General features: G+C 64.1%; 18 protein-coding genes. 6 read left to right on the top strand and 12 right to left on the bottom strand.

What is annotated here, in order from left to right; genetic code table 11:
* The first annotated feature begins 59 nt into the window (after positions 1-59).
* The 4 genes from H977_RS0122275 (at position 60) to H977_RS0122260 (ending at position 4,954) form a co-directional block, all read left to right on the top strand.
* Positions 60-785, top strand: coding sequence for an IclR family transcriptional regulator (locus H977_RS0122275; protein WP_036476780.1), 726 nt, complete (start codon positions 60-62; stop codon positions 783-785).
* A 6-nt stretch (positions 786-791) separates the two neighbouring features.
* Positions 792-2,468 (top strand): FAD-dependent oxidoreductase, encoded by a 1,677-nt coding sequence (locus H977_RS33685; protein ID WP_051289000.1) that lies wholly within the window; start codon positions 792-794, stop codon positions 2,466-2,468.
* 162 nt (positions 2,469-2,630) lie between these two features.
* Positions 2,631-3,566 carry an SDR family NAD(P)-dependent oxidoreductase gene (locus tag H977_RS33680; protein WP_051288999.1) on the top strand — a complete coding sequence of 312 codons (936 nt, stop codon included), beginning with the start codon at positions 2,631-2,633 and terminating at the stop codon, positions 3,564-3,566.
* Between the two features lie 221 nt (positions 3,567-3,787).
* A complete protein-coding gene (locus H977_RS0122260) occupies positions 3,788-4,954 on the top strand; it encodes an amidohydrolase family protein (RefSeq protein ID WP_029109944.1) in 1,167 nt (388 codons plus the stop codon).
* Between the two features lie 60 nt (positions 4,955-5,014).
* Here the strand turns inward: H977_RS0122260 and H977_RS0122255 are convergent, their stop codons facing one another.
* The 10 genes from H977_RS0122255 to H977_RS0122210 form a co-directional block, all read right to left on the bottom strand.
* Positions 5,015-5,767, bottom strand: coding sequence for an SDR family oxidoreductase (locus H977_RS0122255; RefSeq protein ID WP_036476777.1), 753 nt, complete (start codon positions 5,765-5,767; stop codon positions 5,015-5,017).
* 66 nt (positions 5,768-5,833) lie between these two features.
* Entirely contained in the window at positions 5,834-6,241 is a 408-nt protein-coding gene (locus tag H977_RS0122250; protein ID WP_029109942.1) for an SRPBCC family protein, read from the bottom strand.
* 36 nt (positions 6,242-6,277) lie between these two features.
* Entirely contained in the window at positions 6,278-6,760 is a 483-nt protein-coding gene (locus tag H977_RS0122245; RefSeq protein ID WP_155946773.1) for a hypothetical protein, read from the bottom strand.
* Between the two features lie 182 nt (positions 6,761-6,942).
* Positions 6,943-7,326 carry a nuclear transport factor 2 family protein gene (locus H977_RS33675; RefSeq protein ID WP_036476773.1) on the bottom strand — a complete coding sequence of 128 codons (384 nt, stop codon included), beginning with the start codon at positions 7,324-7,326 and terminating at the stop codon, positions 6,943-6,945.
* Positions 7,327-7,383: 57 nt separating this feature from the next.
* Positions 7,384-8,586: a cytochrome P450 gene (locus H977_RS0122235; protein WP_029109940.1), complete on the bottom strand. Its 1,203-nt coding sequence runs from the start codon at positions 8,584-8,586 to the stop codon at positions 7,384-7,386.
* A 70-nt stretch (positions 8,587-8,656) separates the two neighbouring features.
* The gene (locus H977_RS0122230) at positions 8,657-8,929 is read right to left on the bottom strand and encodes a hypothetical protein (protein ID WP_155946772.1); all 273 of its coding nucleotides are present in this window, start codon (positions 8,927-8,929) and stop codon (positions 8,657-8,659) included.
* A gap of 149 nt (positions 8,930-9,078) precedes the next feature.
* Positions 9,079-10,392, bottom strand: a complete 1,314-nt coding sequence (locus H977_RS33670; RefSeq protein WP_081681801.1) for an amidohydrolase family protein — start codon at positions 10,390-10,392, stop codon at positions 9,079-9,081.
* Between the two features lie 31 nt (positions 10,393-10,423).
* Positions 10,424-10,954, bottom strand: coding sequence for a VOC family protein (locus H977_RS34495; RefSeq protein ID WP_051288998.1), 531 nt, complete (start codon positions 10,952-10,954; stop codon positions 10,424-10,426).
* A 26-nt stretch (positions 10,955-10,980) separates the two neighbouring features.
* Complete coding sequence (locus H977_RS0122215) at positions 10,981-11,796, bottom strand: phytanoyl-CoA dioxygenase family protein (protein WP_196808300.1); 816 nt, start codon at positions 11,794-11,796, stop codon at positions 10,981-10,983.
* 75 nt (positions 11,797-11,871) lie between these two features.
* Positions 11,872-13,239, bottom strand: a complete 1,368-nt coding sequence (locus tag H977_RS0122210) for an amidohydrolase family protein (RefSeq protein WP_051288997.1) — start codon at positions 13,237-13,239, stop codon at positions 11,872-11,874.
* Positions 13,240-13,381: 142 nt separating this feature from the next.
* Between H977_RS0122210 and H977_RS0122205 the strand changes: the two genes are divergently transcribed.
* On the top strand, positions 13,382-14,026 hold the full coding sequence (locus H977_RS0122205; protein WP_029109936.1) for a TetR/AcrR family transcriptional regulator: 645 nt from the start codon (positions 13,382-13,384) through the stop codon (positions 14,024-14,026).
* Positions 14,027-14,056: 30 nt separating this feature from the next.
* On the top strand, positions 14,057-14,614 hold the full coding sequence (locus tag H977_RS0122200; RefSeq protein WP_029109935.1) for a TetR/AcrR family transcriptional regulator: 558 nt from the start codon (positions 14,057-14,059) through the stop codon (positions 14,612-14,614).
* Here H977_RS0122200 and meaB read toward each other — a convergent pair.
* Both meaB and H977_RS0122190 read right to left on the bottom strand, forming a co-directional pair.
* Positions 14,603-15,481 carry a methylmalonyl Co-A mutase-associated GTPase MeaB gene (gene meaB, locus H977_RS0122195; RefSeq protein ID WP_155946771.1) on the bottom strand — a complete coding sequence of 293 codons (879 nt, stop codon included), beginning with the start codon at positions 15,479-15,481 and terminating at the stop codon, positions 14,603-14,605. The genes H977_RS0122200 and meaB overlap by 12 nt on opposite strands.
* A gap of 26 nt (positions 15,482-15,507) precedes the next feature.
* Positions 15,508-16,683 (bottom strand): thiolase family protein, encoded by a 1,176-nt coding sequence (locus tag H977_RS0122190; RefSeq protein ID WP_029109933.1) that lies wholly within the window; start codon positions 16,681-16,683, stop codon positions 15,508-15,510.
* Positions 16,684-16,719 lie beyond the last annotated feature (36 nt).

Here is a 16,719-nt window from a genome sequence, read left to right as displayed (position 1 = left end):
GTACGTGCATTATTATCAGAGCATCACTCTCGCGGTTCTATCTGTCAAGGAGGGGCGCGATGCCGGCCAAGGCAATCAAGCCGCAGGCACAATCGAAGACCGACGACGCCCCCGCCCGGGCGCCCGGTTCGCAGACGCTGGCGCGCGGCCTCAGCGCGCTCGGTGCCATTGCCGCGGCGCCCACGGGGCTCACCGTGCAGCAGGTGGCCGACCATGTCGGCGCGCACCGCACGATCGCCTACCGGTTGCTGGCCACCCTGAGCCAGTTCCGTTATGTGACAAAGGGTGAGGACGGCCGCTACCGGCCCGGCGCCGGTTTGGCCGCACTCGGTTCGTCTTTCGACAACAACATGCGCCAGCTCAGCGTCCCGACGCTGCGCGCCCTCGCCGACGAGCTCGGCAGCACGGTGTCCCTGCTGGTGGCCGAAGGCGATCAGCAGGTGGCCGTCGCGGTGATCGTTCCGACGCAGGTGTTCTACCAGCTGTCCTTCCACGAGGGCAGCCGCCACCCGCTCGACCGAGGGGCGGCCGGAGTGGCCTTGCTGGCGAGCATGCCGCCGCGTCCCGGTGAACGCGAACTGGTCCGCCAGACCCGCGAACAGGGCTGGGTGATCACCCACGGCGAGATCGAACCCGACACCTACGGTCTCGCGGTACCCGTGCGGCGGCGGCTGCCGTCACCGCCCACCTGCATCAATCTCATCTCGCACCGCGAAGACGTCGTGCTGGGCGGCAAGGACGCGGTGGTCCGAGCGGCAAACGAACTATCGGCGATCCTGTACTGAAAGGGAATGACAGTGACCCGTACCGAATCTGACGAGGCCGGCCGGAACGAGGGCGTCGACTGGGACGCCGAAGTCGACGTCGTCGTCCTGGGCAGCGGTGGCGCCGGACTCACCGCCGCACTGACCGCGGCGGTCAACGGCGCATCGGTCGCGATCTACGAGAAGGCGCCCACAGTGGGCGGCACCACCGCGGTCTCCGGCGGCATCGTGTGGATACCGGCCCACGACCGCAGCGCCGACGGACCATTGCCCGTCTCCGACGCCGTCGACTATCTGCAGGCCCAATCGCTCGGTTACATGGACGCCGATCTGGTGGACACCTTCGTGCGCACCGGCCCGGCGATGCTCGATTTCGTCGAGGAACACAGTGAGCTGCGCTTCGCGGTCGCCGAGGGCTTTCCCGATTACAAACCCGAACTGCCCGGCGGGCGGCCCGGTGGTGGGCGGTCCCTGAGCGCGGGCCCGGTAGACCGGGGCAAACTCGGCGTTTGGAAAGACCGGATCACTTCCTTCCCAGCGGATTTCAGCAATGTCGGCATCGATGCCGAAACGCGCGCGCGGATCCACGCGGTCTACGACGATCCCGCCGCCGACCTCTGCGTCGCCGGTACCGCGCTGATCGCCGGTCTGCTTCGCGGCCTGCTCGATCGCGGTATCGAACCGGTCACCGAGGCCCGCGCGGTCGAACTGACCGATGACGCCACCGGCATCACCGGGGTGCGCATACACATCGATGGTGCCGATCTTCGTATCCGCGCCCGCAGCGGCGTCGTGCTGGCCACCGGCGGATTCGAATGGGACGCCACGCTGGTCGAGACCTACCTGCGCGGGCCGATGCGCGGCGCGGTGTCGCCGCCGAACAACACCGGCGACGGCCTGCGGATGGCCATGGCACACGGCGCCGACCTGGCCAACATGGGTGAGGCCTGGTGGGTTCCGATCGTGCAGATCCCCGGCGACACGATCGACGGGCACCCGCGTAGCCGCAGTGTGCGACTGGAGCGAACCCGGCCCCGCAGCATCATCGTCAACCGGGCCGGTAAGCGTTTCCTCAACGAGGCAGGCGAATACAACTCGATGGCCGGCGCTTTCCAGTACCTCGATCCCAAAATCGGCTACGCCAACGACCCTGCCTGGATCGTGTTCGACTCCGGGCACCTGCAGCGCTACGGCTTCCTCGGCGTCGAACCAGGCGACGCGGTACCGGAGTGGTTTTGCGAATCGGCCACTCTCGCCGAACTCGGCGCCAAGACCGGAATCGATCCCGATGGTCTGGCCGCGACCCTGGCCCGATGGAATGACAACGTCGCCAACGACATCGACCCCGACTTCGGCCGCGGATCCAGCGCCTACGACGGCTACTGGGGAGACAATTCGGCGGCCACTCCGGCCGGCCAGACGCTCGGCCCGCTCGACACCGCGCCGTACTACGCGGTACCGGTCAAGATCGGCGCAATGGGCACCAAGGGCGGGCCACGCACCGACCGAGACGGCCGTGTCCTGCACGTCAACGGCGCTCCGATCCCCGGCCTGTTCGCCGCGGGCAACGCGATGGGCGGCGTGACAGGCAAGGCATACGGTGGCGCGGGCGGCACCCTTGGGCCGGCCATGGTGTTCGGTTACCGCGCGGGGCAGACCGCCGCCAAAAGCTCGAGAGCACCCATGGAAGCAGTCGTCGGCTGACACCACTCGCCTGAGCTCGTGAGGTTCGCGTTTGCCACGGCGGATTAAAATTACAACACCGTTGCACTATTGAACGGCTTGTGGTTAGCATCACATCGCCCATTGCCCGCCGGTCTCAGGTCGCGGTAGCGACTGCGTCCAGCCAATCGAGAAAGGCACTCCGTGACTGAACTTCGGTTCGACGGCCGCACCGCGATCGTCACCGGCGCAGGCGGTAATCCCAGCATCGGCCGCTCCCACGCATTACTGCTGGCCCAGCGCGGCGCGAACGTCGTCGTCAACGACATCGGCCGGAGCGCCGCACCGGGCTATGAGGGAACCGCGTCGGCCGACGCGGTGGTCGATGAGATCCGCCGCGCGGGCGGAAGCGCTGTCGCAGACCACAATTCGATCGCGACAGAGGAGGGCGCGGCCGCGCTGATCCACACGGCGATCGACGCGTTCGGCCGGGTGGATGTCCTCGTCAACAACGCCGGCATCTCGATCGCCGCGGCGTTCGACGAAATGACCTCGCACGATATCCGCCAGCACATCGACATCAATCTGATGGGCACCATCTGGACGTGCCGCGCGGCGTGGCCGCACATGAAAGCCAACGGATATGGACGCATCGTCAACACCGGCTCGGGGGCGTTCGCCGGCGCACCGCTCCTCGTGGCGTACAGCACCAGCAAAGGCGGAATATTCTCGTTCACCCGCGCGCTCGCCGGCGAGGGCGCCGCATATGGCATAAAGGTCAACAACCTCAATCCCGGTGCGTTCACCCGCATGGTGGCCGCCCAGCAGGATGAGAGCTCACCGATGTACCAGATGGCGAAGGCCGCGCTGCCACCGGAATTGGTGGCCCCGGTCGCCGCGTTTCTGTCGCACGAAAGTTGCCCGGTGAACGGCGACACCATCAATGGTGCCGGTGGGCTCGTGAATCGGGTCTACCTGGCCGAAACCGCCGGCTTCACCGAGAAACCGTTGACGCTCGAGGCCGTTGCCGAGCGCTGGACTGAAGTGATCGACGGGACGCCCGAGCGCGCTGTGCCGATAGCGGCCCACGATCCCCGCGAATGGAACGTCAAGCAGTATGTCGCAGCCGAACGCGGTTGAATCGAAATATGTTGCGCCGCCTTCAGTTCCAACGCCTGGACCACGACGCACCCTGCGCCTTTTAACACTCTGAGCTATAAGTACAACAGTGTTGCAATTTAAGGCCGATGTGGTTAACATCACAATGTCGCGCGGCGAGGTCAACAGTCAGACCTTGGCCCCTGAGCGCTTCATGGCCCGGAAATCGGTGCCGTGCAAAAGAAATCGACGGAGAGGCCGACATGCTCGACGAACGTCTGACATTTGAGAATCCGCTGACCGCCGAAGCCGGCATGATCGTCGACCGGACCAGCCAACCTCGAGAGGTCGCAAAGCTGCCTCAAGACCTCGTTCTGGTTTCGGCCGACAACCACATCGAACTCACCGAGGACATCTTCTACGAGCGCTTTCCGGCGGACCGCCGCCAAGCGGCGCCCCGGGTCTGGTTCGACCGCTACTGGCGTGTCGGCTTCCCCGACTCGATGCAGGCATACCCGGAAAGCGCTGACGTCGACACCGCGCTTGCCCGCTCCGTCCTCAACGACGGGTTCGAATTCGGTGTTCGCAACCGCCATCTCGACGCCGAGGGCATCGACAAGGAAATCGTCTATCCGCAAAGTCTGCTGGCCTTCATCCGCTATCCGGACCAAGAGATGCAAGAGCTCATGTACCGGACCTACAACGAGTACATCGCCGAGCTCGACAAGAAGAATCCCGGCCGCTTCTACGGCGTCGGCATCTGCAGCAATTGGTGGGACCCGGATCATGCGGAGAAAGCGATTCAGCAGATCGTGGACCTCGGACTCAAGAGCTTCATGCTTCCCTTCAGCCCGGGCAAGAATGCGCACGGCGAGGCCATCGACTACGACAGCCCTGACATGGACCGCTTCTGGGCGTGCGTGGCCGAGGCGAACCTTCCGGTCAACTTCCACATCGGAGAAGTGCCGTCCTCGGGCGGCCGGGGCGGCTTCGGGACGTTCTTCCTGATGCAGGCCGCACCCTTCCGCCGCGCCTTCGGCGCCCTCATCTTCGGTGGCATCTTCGACCGCCATCCGAACCTGCAGGTCGTTTTCGCCGAGGGTGGCATCAACTGGATTGCCGGTGCGCTCCAGGACGCCGAGCTCACCTACGGCGCCCATCGCGAACTCTTCGACTGGCCGATGAAACACCGCCCGAGCCACTACTGGCAGAACAACATGTTCGCGACGTTCCAGACCGACACGATAGGCCTGAAGCTGCTGGACTATCTGGGTGCTGACCGCGTCATGTGGGCCCAGGACTATCCGCACAGTGAAGGCACATTCGGATACTCGGCCAGCGCGATCAACGACGTCGTCGCGGCAACCTCGCCCGAGAACGCCCGAAAGATCCTCAGCGAAAATGCGATCAACCTGTACAAGCTGAGTTGAGCAACTGAAGGTGCGTGGCCCTGATGCGCTTCGAACCGCCTCAGGGCCGCCCCCACCCGATCACCAGCCCGCGGCTTGACCGCCGTCGACGAAATGGTCCCCGCCGGTGATGAAAGAGGCTGCGTCAGAGGCGAGAAACGCGACCATGTTCGAGACCTCGCGTGGCTCGGCGCAACGATCCATCGCCGCACCACTGCCCGCCAGTCTGCGCACATCATCCATGCCGGAATTGAGCATCATCGGAGTGGCGACCGGTCCCGGCATCACACAGTTGACGCGGATTCCCTTCTTCGCATACTCGACAGCGGCCGCACGGGTGAGGCCACGCACCGCGAATTTTGCTGCGGTGTAGCCGGCGTTCGGAACATGCCGGACGTGCGCGAATCCTGCCACGGAGGCGATGTTGACAATCGAACCGCCGCCGGTGTCGGCCATGCCCGGAATCACCGCCCGCATGCCGTAGAACACCCCGTGTTGATCGACGGCGATAGTCCTCAGATAGTCGTCTACGGTCAGGTCAGCGGTGTGGACGAATGGACCGGGAACGCCGGCGTTGTTCACGAGGACTGTCACAGGGCCCCACTTTTTCGTGACGCGGTCGACCACATCAGTCCACTGTTCCGGGTCTGTCACGTCCAGATCGAAAAACTCTCCCTCTGCGCCGAGCTCTTTGGCTACAGCCCGCCCCTCGTCCCTCAACACATCGGCAATTGCGACTTTCGCGCCGAGTTCCACGAATGTCCTGGCATGCTCGGCGCCCATCCCCTGGGCACCTCCGGTGATGATCGCGACCTTGCCTGCCAATGTCAGCACGAGCTCCTCCTCCAATCGGTGGGATCAAGATGTACGCCTGCAAGGCCTGATGCGGCCAAAAGGCCGTCACGCCAGGCGGTTCCGGACCGCGGTCAAACCATCGCGATAGGTCGTGGCGACCGACTCCGCGATAAGACTCCCGTGCGCCGGCTCGATGGCGTCGAACTGCCCGCTCCACTTCATCCGTGCACCGCCGCCGTCGATACCCAGCACTTGGATGCGTGATCGATAGTCGACCATTCCGAACTGTCCGCCCACTACCACGTAGACGTAGTAGCGCTGCCGATCACAGTGCTCGACAATCTCCTCAGCGACCTCTCCCCCACCCATCAGCGTGCAATGACGCACGCCGTGCACGATCGATGAGGACTCAATGCCCGGGTGCCAACCGCAGATCGCCGCCGGATCACCCACCAGCGACCAGACGACCTCCGGCGCTGATGCAATATCGATGCTCTCCTCAACACTGAACAACTGGACCTCCCACTATTCGCGTTACCTCAGTCGGTTTCAGGCAAGGGAGCCGGCTTGCGCGACTGCAGGCCGGGGACGGACGCCACACCGAAATGACTCTCTTGCGTCGACGCCTCGATCGGGGCGGCCGACCGCCACGAGTGCGTGCTTCTTGAACACCTGCGCCGCAATGGTGGGTTCATAGCTCACCTGAAGCAGGCGTGCCCTGAATTCCGCCGGACACACATCTCCCCACACGATCAACTCGGCCGCGCCGCTGTCCATGACGCGGCGGATGAGTTCGCGGGTCCTAGGATCGCTCGAATAGTGGTGGCCGGCAAAAGAAACGACACCTGCCGGAAACGCGGGAGCATATGCCGACAACACGGAGTCCAGTTCCGCCGCACCAACACCGAGAATGCGTAACGGGCGCACATCGGAATCTTCGTTGACAAGTGCGGTGACGTCCCATCCCGCCATTGCCCGATCGAAGAGCCAGCCGCCGATAACGGTCACGAGCTCGGGGATGTCGGGCGCCACAACCATCAGTCGATAGCGCTCCCGATCTTCCTCTACTCCTACACCTTCCGCACGGCAAGGTTCTTGGTGTCGCACGTGTCAGCCGGCGATCTGGACAGCGCGGCAGCGACATTGGCGAACCGCTTCACGAATCACAGGGTCTCGCGCTCGGTGAGCCGAGCGAGCATTCCAGCACATCAGGCTCAGGACACCCCGGCCGAACCATATCCGGGATCGCCGTCCGCCGGCCAGAAGTACTCGCGCCAAGCGACCACCTTGCCGTCTCGGACCTGATAGGAACCCATCACCGGCCAGCTCAACGGTGTGCCTTCCATGACCCAGTGATCGAAGCGCTCCATCAACACAACATCGTCGTCGACGGCCAGGTGGCGTATCTCTAGATCGACGACCTTGCCGCGGCCGAAGAATACCTTCATCAAGTCGTAGATTGCTTCGCGCCCAGCTAGTTTCGGCCAGTCCGGGCCGATGTCGAAGGTGGCATCTTCGGCGAAATGGCGCATCACTTCGTCGACATCGTTGGTCGCCCAGGCCGCAATCTCCGCGCGTACGACATCCTCAGGGGTCATCGGCAACTCTGCCTTTCCTTGCTATTTCTCAGGACAACATGGGCAGCGCATTCGGCACTACCGAAGAACGACAGGCATGGATTCCCAGCCGCGCACGGCAGAGGTCGATGTCAACGTCGCTCGTGCGAGATCGACGTCCCACTCGGGGAAACGTTTCAGGATCTCCTCCAGTGCGATCCGTCCCTCCAGTCGGGCCAGCGCAGAGCCGAGGCAATAGTGGACACCGCGGCCGAACCCCAGGTGCTGAGGGGAACGGCGATGGATGTCGAAAACATCGCCGTCGGGCGGGAAGTGACGACGATCGCGGTTGGCCGCAGCGAGCATCAACAGCATCACACTGCCCGCCGGCACCGTCTGTCCGTAGTAGCTGACATCCCGGGTGACATATCTGGCCATGTTCGGGCCCGACGGCTCGAAGCGCACAAGCTCTTCGATCGCCTTGGCTATCAGTGAAGGATCTTCGACGAGCTGGCGCCGCTGGTCCGGATATTCGGCCAGCACCTTGCCCGCCCATCCGATCAGCCGGTTGGTCGTCTCGTTTCCTGCGCCGACGACCAAGCTCGCGTAAGCACGGAGTTCGTCGCGTCGCAGTCGCCGGGTGGTACCGGTCTCGTCGACGAACTCGACGTTGGCCAACTCGGAGATGATGTCGTCCGATGGATGCTCGACGCGCCACTCGACGTACTCGGCGAAGAGTTCGCCCGCGTCGATCGCCTCGGGGGCGACCTCCATCGGTTTACCGGCCTCGGTTCGCAGGTTGTCGTCCCATCGTTTGCGGACGGCCTCGAGATGCTCGTCTGGCATTCCCAACAGCATTCCGATCACCCGCATGGGCATCCGAGCGCCCAGATCAGCCACGAAATCGAACCGCTCGCCGCCGACGAAGGGATCCAGACATTCAGCACAGAATTCACGGATCTTGGGTTCGAGAGCACTGATCTTGCGCGGGGTGAACATCCTGGCCAGCAACTTGCGATGGATGTCGTGGATCGGCGGATCCTCGAAAATGATGAAGCCCGGCGGGATGTCGATGTTGGCCTTCACGGTTTCCAACACGTCACCCCGGGCCGAGCTGAACGTTTCGACGTCGACAGATGCACTGTCGACGTCCGCGAATCGGCTCAGTGCGTAGAAGTCGTACTCGCTGTTGTAGTACAGCGGCGCTTCCTCCCGAAGCCGCGCATACGTCGCGTACGGACTGACATTCAGCTCGACGTCGTAGGGGTCATAACAAACATCGCTCACAGCTCCAACTGTCATGGATTCCGCCTCTCAGAACGATTTCGTGCCCGATCCGGGAAAATTTGTTGTCGTCGGTAGTCGGTTCGACTCAGGTGCCGCACTCGGGGCCGCCAGAGACATGGCAGTCGGGAATGAGCCAGTCACTCATCGGGTCGTCCGGATTCACGCGTACAGAGCCGACCGGGAGCTCGACCGCGCTACCCGGCTCGAGCTTGAAGGTGTCGGAGATGAACGCCGGCATGGATTTTGACAACCGTTCCAGGACACCGCCCTTCCTGGCACACACGGTTCCGAACGCGTCCGGACGAGGCATTGCCTGCGACGTCGGCCAGATCGAGTTGCACAGATCTTGCGCGCTCATGATGTGGAAGGTCGCTTCATCACCGAACGCATTTGGTGCCAACCCGATTCCAGCACACAACATCCCGAGGCAGGCACCTGCTGCGACACGCCGTTGCACGTTTCTTGCCATGGCTCCTCGTCAGTTGTTCGTCGGAAGGCCTACGCCGGCTATCGCAGCGCAAGCTCCCGATGCAGGACATTGGATTCCGAAGTTCCTTCGGCGCCGACGGCACCCATTCGATCGATGACGAACACACCGTCGCGGATGACCGCTTTGAGCGCCTCTGCCGGACGGGACAACAACGAAAGATCGGCAAGCGGGTCGCCATCGACGACGATGAGATCCGCCAGGGCGCCCGGCTCTATCACACCCAGCCGCTCCGGTTCGTCGGCCAAGAACTGGCCGGCGTTGCAGGTACCCCAGCTCAGCACCTCGGCTGCCGAGAGCCCGTCGATCGCTCCGTAGTAGGCGAACTCGCGACCATAGTTTCCGACCTGGTGGTCGAGCGGATCGTCGTCGAGCAGATCGCGGAAGATGCCGCTGTAGTCGTCGCCGATCAATATCCGGACCCCGGCTGCCTGCGCGAGCGGCAGGATTGCCCGGGTGTGCTCGTATTGCTCTGGCGTGACCCCGAATTCAGCGGCGTAGCCGAGTTCGAGCAGGCTCCACGGGTAGATGAGGCTCGGCACCCAGAACGTTCCCGCCTCCACCATGGCCGCGATCACTTCCTCGTCGATCTCGTCGCCGTGGTCGATCAGATCCAGTCCGAGCTCGATGCACTCCAGCATCATCGCCTTGTCGGAAACGTGGGCACGTACCTTCGCGCCGCGCTCATGGGCCGTGCTGATGATCGTGGCGATCTCGTCGCGCGACATGTTCCGTGTCGTGCGGTGCAGCTGGCCGTGGCCGGCGCTGGCGAAGATCTTGATCGTCTCGACACCCCGATTGATCTCTTCGCGCACCAGCGAACGCATGGCATCGGGCCCGTCAGCGCAGACGTCGGTTCCCGGTGTCTCGTACCGCTTCCACCAACGCCCACTGTTGTTCATGTCGCCGGTGGTGCCGAGATGGTGCCCGCAGGCACGAATCCGCGGTCCGGGGATGATGTCCTCGGCGATGGCCATCTTGAGCTGCGCATCGATGTCGTGCGCGCACGAGGCCCCGGAGTAGCCGGTGAACCCGCTCTCCAGCAGCACGCGACAGGTGCGCACGCCGATCGCCATCATGACGCCGGGCGGCAGCTCCTTTCCGGGGCGTTCGGTGGCGGCGATGGCGATGCTGAACTTGAAGAAGTCAGGATGCAGATGTGACGTGATCAGGCCGGGCATCAACGTCATTCCGGCGACATCGACTGCCCCATCGGGAACCGGCCCGGAATGCGGATGGATGGCGGAGATCCGATTCCCTTCGACGGTCACCGTCTGGCTGCCGGGCAGCATCCTGCGGCCATCGAACACTCTGGCATTGGCGAGTACCGGCATTTGTCATCCCTCCGTAGATATTTCGGCCATGTCAGAACGTGACGACCGGATCGCTGCCATCCCACTTCTCAGCAGCAGCCCGCATGGCGGCGAACCCCGCATCCCGCGCCGCGCTCGGCTCGAGCAGCTCGACCATGAAGCCGAGCGTGGAAGAGGTGTCGACCCAGCACGTGCGGATGCCATCGAGCTTGCCCTCGAATGCCAGCTGCGCGCCCGCATCGATGTAGGCGTCGCGCTCGACTTCGTAGTCGTTGCAGTACAACGCCATGTGGTGTAATCCGAACTCGCCGTCTCCGAAGAGATCCCGGAAGACGCCGGGCTCGTCGTTGTCCTGGCAGACCAGTTCGATCTGCACCTCACCGGCGTAGGCGATCGCCGCCTGAACCTTCGGGAAGTCGGCGGGTGTCCCCCGGTGTCTCCCATCGGTGAAATCGACCCCGTCGAACCAGAAGAACGGTCCCACACCGGCGTTGCGCACCCAGGAATCGATGGCACTCCGAAGATCGGGCACGGTCCAGCACATCTGCATGAAGTTCCGGTTCGGGAAGGGTGTTGCCGCCATGTCTGTGCTCTCCTGGAGTCCTTGGCTCAGCCGATCAGCGGAAAGCGCTCGTCATCGAGCGGCTGCCATTGCGCCATTCGACTGGAATCGAAGTTGGGCGTGGCGGACCCGTTCCAGCACACGTCAGCGGGCTGAGTGACCAGTAGGTAAGCCCAACGCGGCCGATCCATCGCGTTCGCGCCCGCGCCGTGGATCGTGAGGTGCGTATGAACCGAGATGTCGCCGAGCTCGTACGTCAGCTGTTGGCTCATCTCCAGATCACGAAGCTCGGGAAACGCATCCAGAGCATCACCGGCACCGTAGGTGGTGTAATCACCCATCACGCCGGCGCGGTGCGATCCGTTCACGAACGACATCGTCCCGGCTTCAGGTCCGTACGCCTCCAACGGAAACCAGAAGGTCATGCCCCCGGACCTGTCGACGGAGAAGGTGATGAAATCCTGATGGAACGCGGTGGGTCCGTTCCCGCCGTGCCGTGCAGTCTTGGTGCTGGGTAGTTTTGGTGCAAAGAAGTCCGCGTAGTACCGCGTGCCGACGGCCGTACCGTCGGGAGCTCGCCGCCGTTGCAGCACGCTTGCACTCTTGCCTACCTCATCGATCAACGGTCGCATCACCGGGTCCGTCAGGCCGGCACTCTGCCCGACGTTGAAGTACGCCAGACCGCTTTGCTCCTCACCGTCGGCTTCGGCCGGTGCGTCGGCCTGCCGCGGGTTGCTGTCCGCATCGTCGCCCATCTCGTCGCGAGCGATCGCAAGCATCTTGCGCACCACGTCAGGGTCCACGAAGCCTTTCAGCTGCACCCAACCGAATTCGTGCAGATGGTCGACTTCGTCATCCGTCACCGACCGGCACGGGGACGTCACAGCCGTTGGCTCTCCCACGATTTCAATGTCTCCTCGTCGCTGTCGACAGATTGGCTAGATGAAGCGGCCGGGGCCGGTACGGAACGCGTAGAGCCCCATGACGGCATCCTCGGGAACCGTGTAGGGCGTTGCCACCTCGTCGACCGTGGGGCCGATCTTGGCTGCCACCTCGGCCAATTTCGTGCGATCGAGACCGTAAACGTCGATTGCGTTGCCGCCGATGTACTTGCGGACGTTCTCGGGCTCAATGTCGTTGAATGTGAACCGAATAGCTTCCCTGGTGTCGGGCCAGGTTCCCTCCGCGTGCGGATAGTCGTCGCCCCACATGACCTTGTCGGTGAGGCCCTTCTCGACTCCCAGCTTCGCCTCCCAATTGGACATGAAGCTGGCACCGATGAAGCAGTTGCGTTTGAAGTACTCCGACGGCGGCATGGACAGTGCCGCACGAACCCATTCACCGGTTCGCGAGTGGTAGAGCCCGTCCATGTCGTCCATGACTTCCGGGGCCCAATCCATCCATTGTTCGGTGAGCACCATCTTCAGCTTGGGATGGCGCTCGAACACGCCGCCGAGGATCATTACCCATACGCCGCGACGGGTGCGGAACAGCGTCTCCATCATGTACATCGCCTGGGCGCCCTCACCCTCGTACGGATAGTGCTCACCCCCGCCGCCGTGTGTGTTGAGCGACATTCCGGTTTCTTCGCATATCGACCAAAGCGGCTCCCACACCTGGTCGTTCAACATCGGAATGTCATTGCGGGGAGCGGGCAGGTTGATACCTCGCAACCCCGCCTCGGCCGCCCACTTGACCTCACGCACACAGGCGGCCGGGTCGGAGATCGGAATATGGGCGATGCCGGCGCTGCGCTCGGGCGCCGTTGACACGAAATCGGCCAGCCACCTGTTGTAGATACGAACCCCGAGGTCCTCCAGGTGGTCGTATTTCGAGTCACCCCAACTGATGAGACCCGTCGTCGAAAACGGAATCGACTCACCGTTGAGACCGCCGTGATAGATCACGGATGCGGCGACGCCCTGTTCGTCCATGTCGGCAAGCCGAGCCGCCGGGTCCTGAAGGCCGGGAACGAAACTGTGTTCGTAGCTGCGGTTCAAAAAGCCCAGGTCCATCTGGTCCGGATTGCGAATGCCCGCTGTCTTGGCGAAATCCTCGGCCTGGGACTGATCCAGTGACCAGTTCTCGTCATAGCCTTTGTCGCCGGCTTTGGACGAGCGCAACGAGAACATGCCGTGCTTTTCCATCTCTGCGACGAACTCATCGAATTCTTCGAGGTATTTCGGTTCGCAGTACTGCCGCAACTGGTTCTTGAGCGACGGTCCGACGTGGCTGTCCGTCGAGACCACGATGTAGGGCTCCTCCGCCACACCGTTGGTAGCGGAGTCGGGCTGTTGCTGCGCCATGCTTGTCCCTCGCAAGTTCGAGATCGTCTATGTGGGCGCTGTGATGCTAACCACACTCGGCTGCAAAGTGCAACGGTGTTATACATTTGAATCGCCGTGGCAAATATCGCCCACTGTGGCATAACTGAGTACAGTGACATCCATGGCCTCACGCGCCCTGCAGCGAACCCGCGCGCACGTCCTCGATGCTGCCCGCGACTTCGTCGAACAACACGGTGTCGAACAGCTGTCCATGCGTCGCCTCGCCGATGAAGCCGGCGTCAGCGTCCGCACTCTCTACAACCATTTCGGCGATAAAGAAGGCCTACTGGCCGCCCTCATCCAACGCTCACTCGACTCCATGGACGTTGCCGTACACCAACTCTCGGCGACAGACCCGATCGAACGGATTTGGGAAGCCATCACATTGTCGATCGACAAAGTCGTCGCCGACATTCCGAAAGCTGTCGTTCGTGCCGTGCTCATGGACGACCGGCTCCTCGATCAGGTGAATCTGCGCTGGAGCGGCTGGGATCTCATCGTCACCGAAATCAGAGCCGCGACCCGCCGCGGTGCACTGCGCGACGACATCGACCCCGACGTCCTCGCCGACCATGCCGCGATGGTCCTGTTCCACCTTCAACGCCGATGGACAGCCGGCGATATCACCGCCGAGCAACTGCGCGCCGGTGCACTGCACGCTTTCGACATCTGTCTACTGGCCATCGCCCGTCCGCGCGCGCGGACCGAGATCCTCGCCCACGCCAACTCGATGCTCTCGACCGAGCAAACCGCGGCAGAAGCCTGATCCGCCCGGCCTTCCGGTTACTGTCGACACGTGCTCTGGACCCCACGCAGCGCCGCCCAGACCCGCATCCTCGATGCGGCTCTGGAGCTGATCGCCGATCACGGCGTCAGCGGAACGTCGCTGCAGATGATCGCCGATGCCCTCGGCGTCACGAAAGCCGCGGTCTACCACCAGTTCAAGACCAAAGAAGCCATCGTCATCGCACTCACCGAACGTGAACTCGGCCAGTTGGAGGATGCGCTCGAAGCCGCCGAGGCCGAAGGGTCCCCCACCCGAGCCCGCGAACTGCTGCTCACCCGGGTGGTGGAGACGGCCGTGGCGCGTCGACGTGCCGCCAGCACACTCCGGTTCGACCCCGTCGTGATGCGACTGCTGACCGAACATGAACCGTTCCAGCAGTTCATCGGTCGGCTCTACGCGGCCATGCTGGGCGATCAGTCGGGCAACACGGCACGCGTCCATGCGGCGGTACTGTCCGGCCTGATCAGCGTCACGGTGATGCATCCGCTGGTGGCCGATATCGACGACGACACACTGCGCACCGAGCTGCTGCAGACGATGCGGCGGGTCCTGGATCTACCCGGCTGAATCAGCGATCAGATTCGCCGCGGCGCTGTAGGGATCGGTGGTGCCGTCGGCCACCGCAGCGGCCAAACCATCCAGCTCGGCGTGATTGCGCAGCAACGTCTGCGCCAGCGAGAGAATCTGGGTGCGGGCCCGTGCCGTGCGGCGCGCAGGCGTATCGGCCCGGTGGTGGGCGTCAATGGCCTCCACCAGCTCCGCCACACCTTCCCCTTGTGCCGCAACAAGTTTGAGCACCGGCACGGTGGCCTCGGCCCTCAGATCGCGAGCGGTCTGGTCGGCGCCATCACGGTCGGCCTTGTTCACCACCACCAGGTCAGCGACCTCGAGCAGCCCGGCCTTGGCGGCCTGCACGGCATCTCCGGCACCGGGATTCAGGATCACCACGGTCGGATCGGCGATCGCGGCGATCTCGATCTCGGACTGCCCCACGCCGACGGTCTCCAGGACGATCAGATCGTAGGACAGCGCGGCCAGTAGCCGGATCGCCGCCGGCACCGCGGCGGCAAGCCCGCCCAGGTGCCCGCGGGTGGCCACCGACCGGATGAGCACATCGGGGTCGTTGATGTGGGCGGCCATCCGGATCCGGTCACCGAGCAGCGCACCACCGCTGTACGGGGACGACGGGTCCACCGCCAGCACCGCAACCCGCAGGCCACGTTCGCGATACGCACCGACGAGGGCGCCGACCGTCGTCGACTTTCCCGCCCCAGGCGGACCGGTGACTCCGATGACCCGTGGTGAGGCTGCGCCCAGCACGGCCAGAACCTCGTCGCGGCGGTCACTTTCGACCAAGCTCAGCAACCGCCCGACGGCGCGCTGGGAACCGCCGCGCGCGGCGGCGATGAGTTCTTCGATATCTGCCATCGTCATCGGGAAAAAGCCTACGGCGCTGTATTTCATGTCGCCGCCGGGGCGCCTCCGTCCACCTCGATGACCGTGGCCGAGCCCATCCCGCCGCCCGCGCACATCGCGGCCACCCCGATACCACCGCCCCGCCTGCGCAATTCATGGACCAGGGTGACCAGCATCCGTGCCCCGGTGGCGGCCACGGGATGGCCCAGCGAGCACCCGCTGCCACTGACATTGACGATGTCCGGATCGATGTCGAGAAGCTTGATGGTGGCCACACACATCGCAGCGAAAGCCTCGTTGATCTCGAACAGATCCACGTCTGACAATGAAAGCCCGGCTCTGCGCAGTGCTTTGGTGATCGCCTCCACCGGTGCCAGACCCGTCGAGGCGGGGTCCACCCCGACCGATGCCCAGGACTTGACGGTGGCCAGGGCAGGTAACCCCAGCTTGTCGCTGGCGATGGTCAGCAGCGCAGCCGCATCGTTCGCGCCGCACGCATTGCCCGCGGTGATGGAGAAGCCGTCGATCTCCGGGTGCAGCGGCTTGAGCGCGGCCAGCTTCTCCAGGGTGGTGTCCCGGCGCGGGTGTTCGTCGGTGTCGAACAATCCGTGCGGAGTGTCGATCGCGACGATCTCGTCGGCGAACCGGCCCTCGTCGATGGCCGCGATCGCCTTGCGGTGCGAGCCCAATGCCCACCGGTCCATCTCCTCGCGACTGACCCCGGCCTTGACCGCGGCGTTCCAGCCGACCGTGATGGACATGTCCATGTTCGGCGCGTCCGGCCGGTCAGGATGGGTGGGCGGGAACCAGTTCACCCACTCGGCATCCTTGGCGCTGCCGGTGGCCCGGACGAACCGGGGCGAGGTGGAGGCGGAGTTCACCCCGCCGGCCAGAATCAACTGGTCCATACCAGCGCGGATACCTGCGGCCGCACTCTGCACCGCGGCCTGGCCCGCTGCGCAGTGCCGGTTGTTGGAGAGGCCGGGCACCGAGGTCAGCCCGGCGGTGATCGCGGCATGACGGGCGATGACGCCGCCACCGTAGAGACCCTCACCGAGGATCACGTCGTCGATGGGCACGGTGTCGTGCCCGGCCAGTTCCTCGACCGCAGCCCGCACCACGTGGTCGGCCAGCGCATAGGCGTCGGTATCGCGCAGCGTCCCCTTCTTGGCGGTGCCGATAGGGGTACGCAGTGCGGACACGATGACGGCTTCAGGCATTGATCGACTCCCTGGTTCACCCGGTAAGAGAATGTT

This window comes from Mycobacterium sp. URHD0025, from assembly GCF_000426065.1.
In the GTDB taxonomy this organism is placed as follows: domain Bacteria; phylum Actinomycetota; class Actinomycetes; order Mycobacteriales; family Mycobacteriaceae; genus Mycobacterium.
Note: the sequence above shows the minus strand (reverse complement) of the source record. Positions and strands in the feature narration are given on the sequence as shown.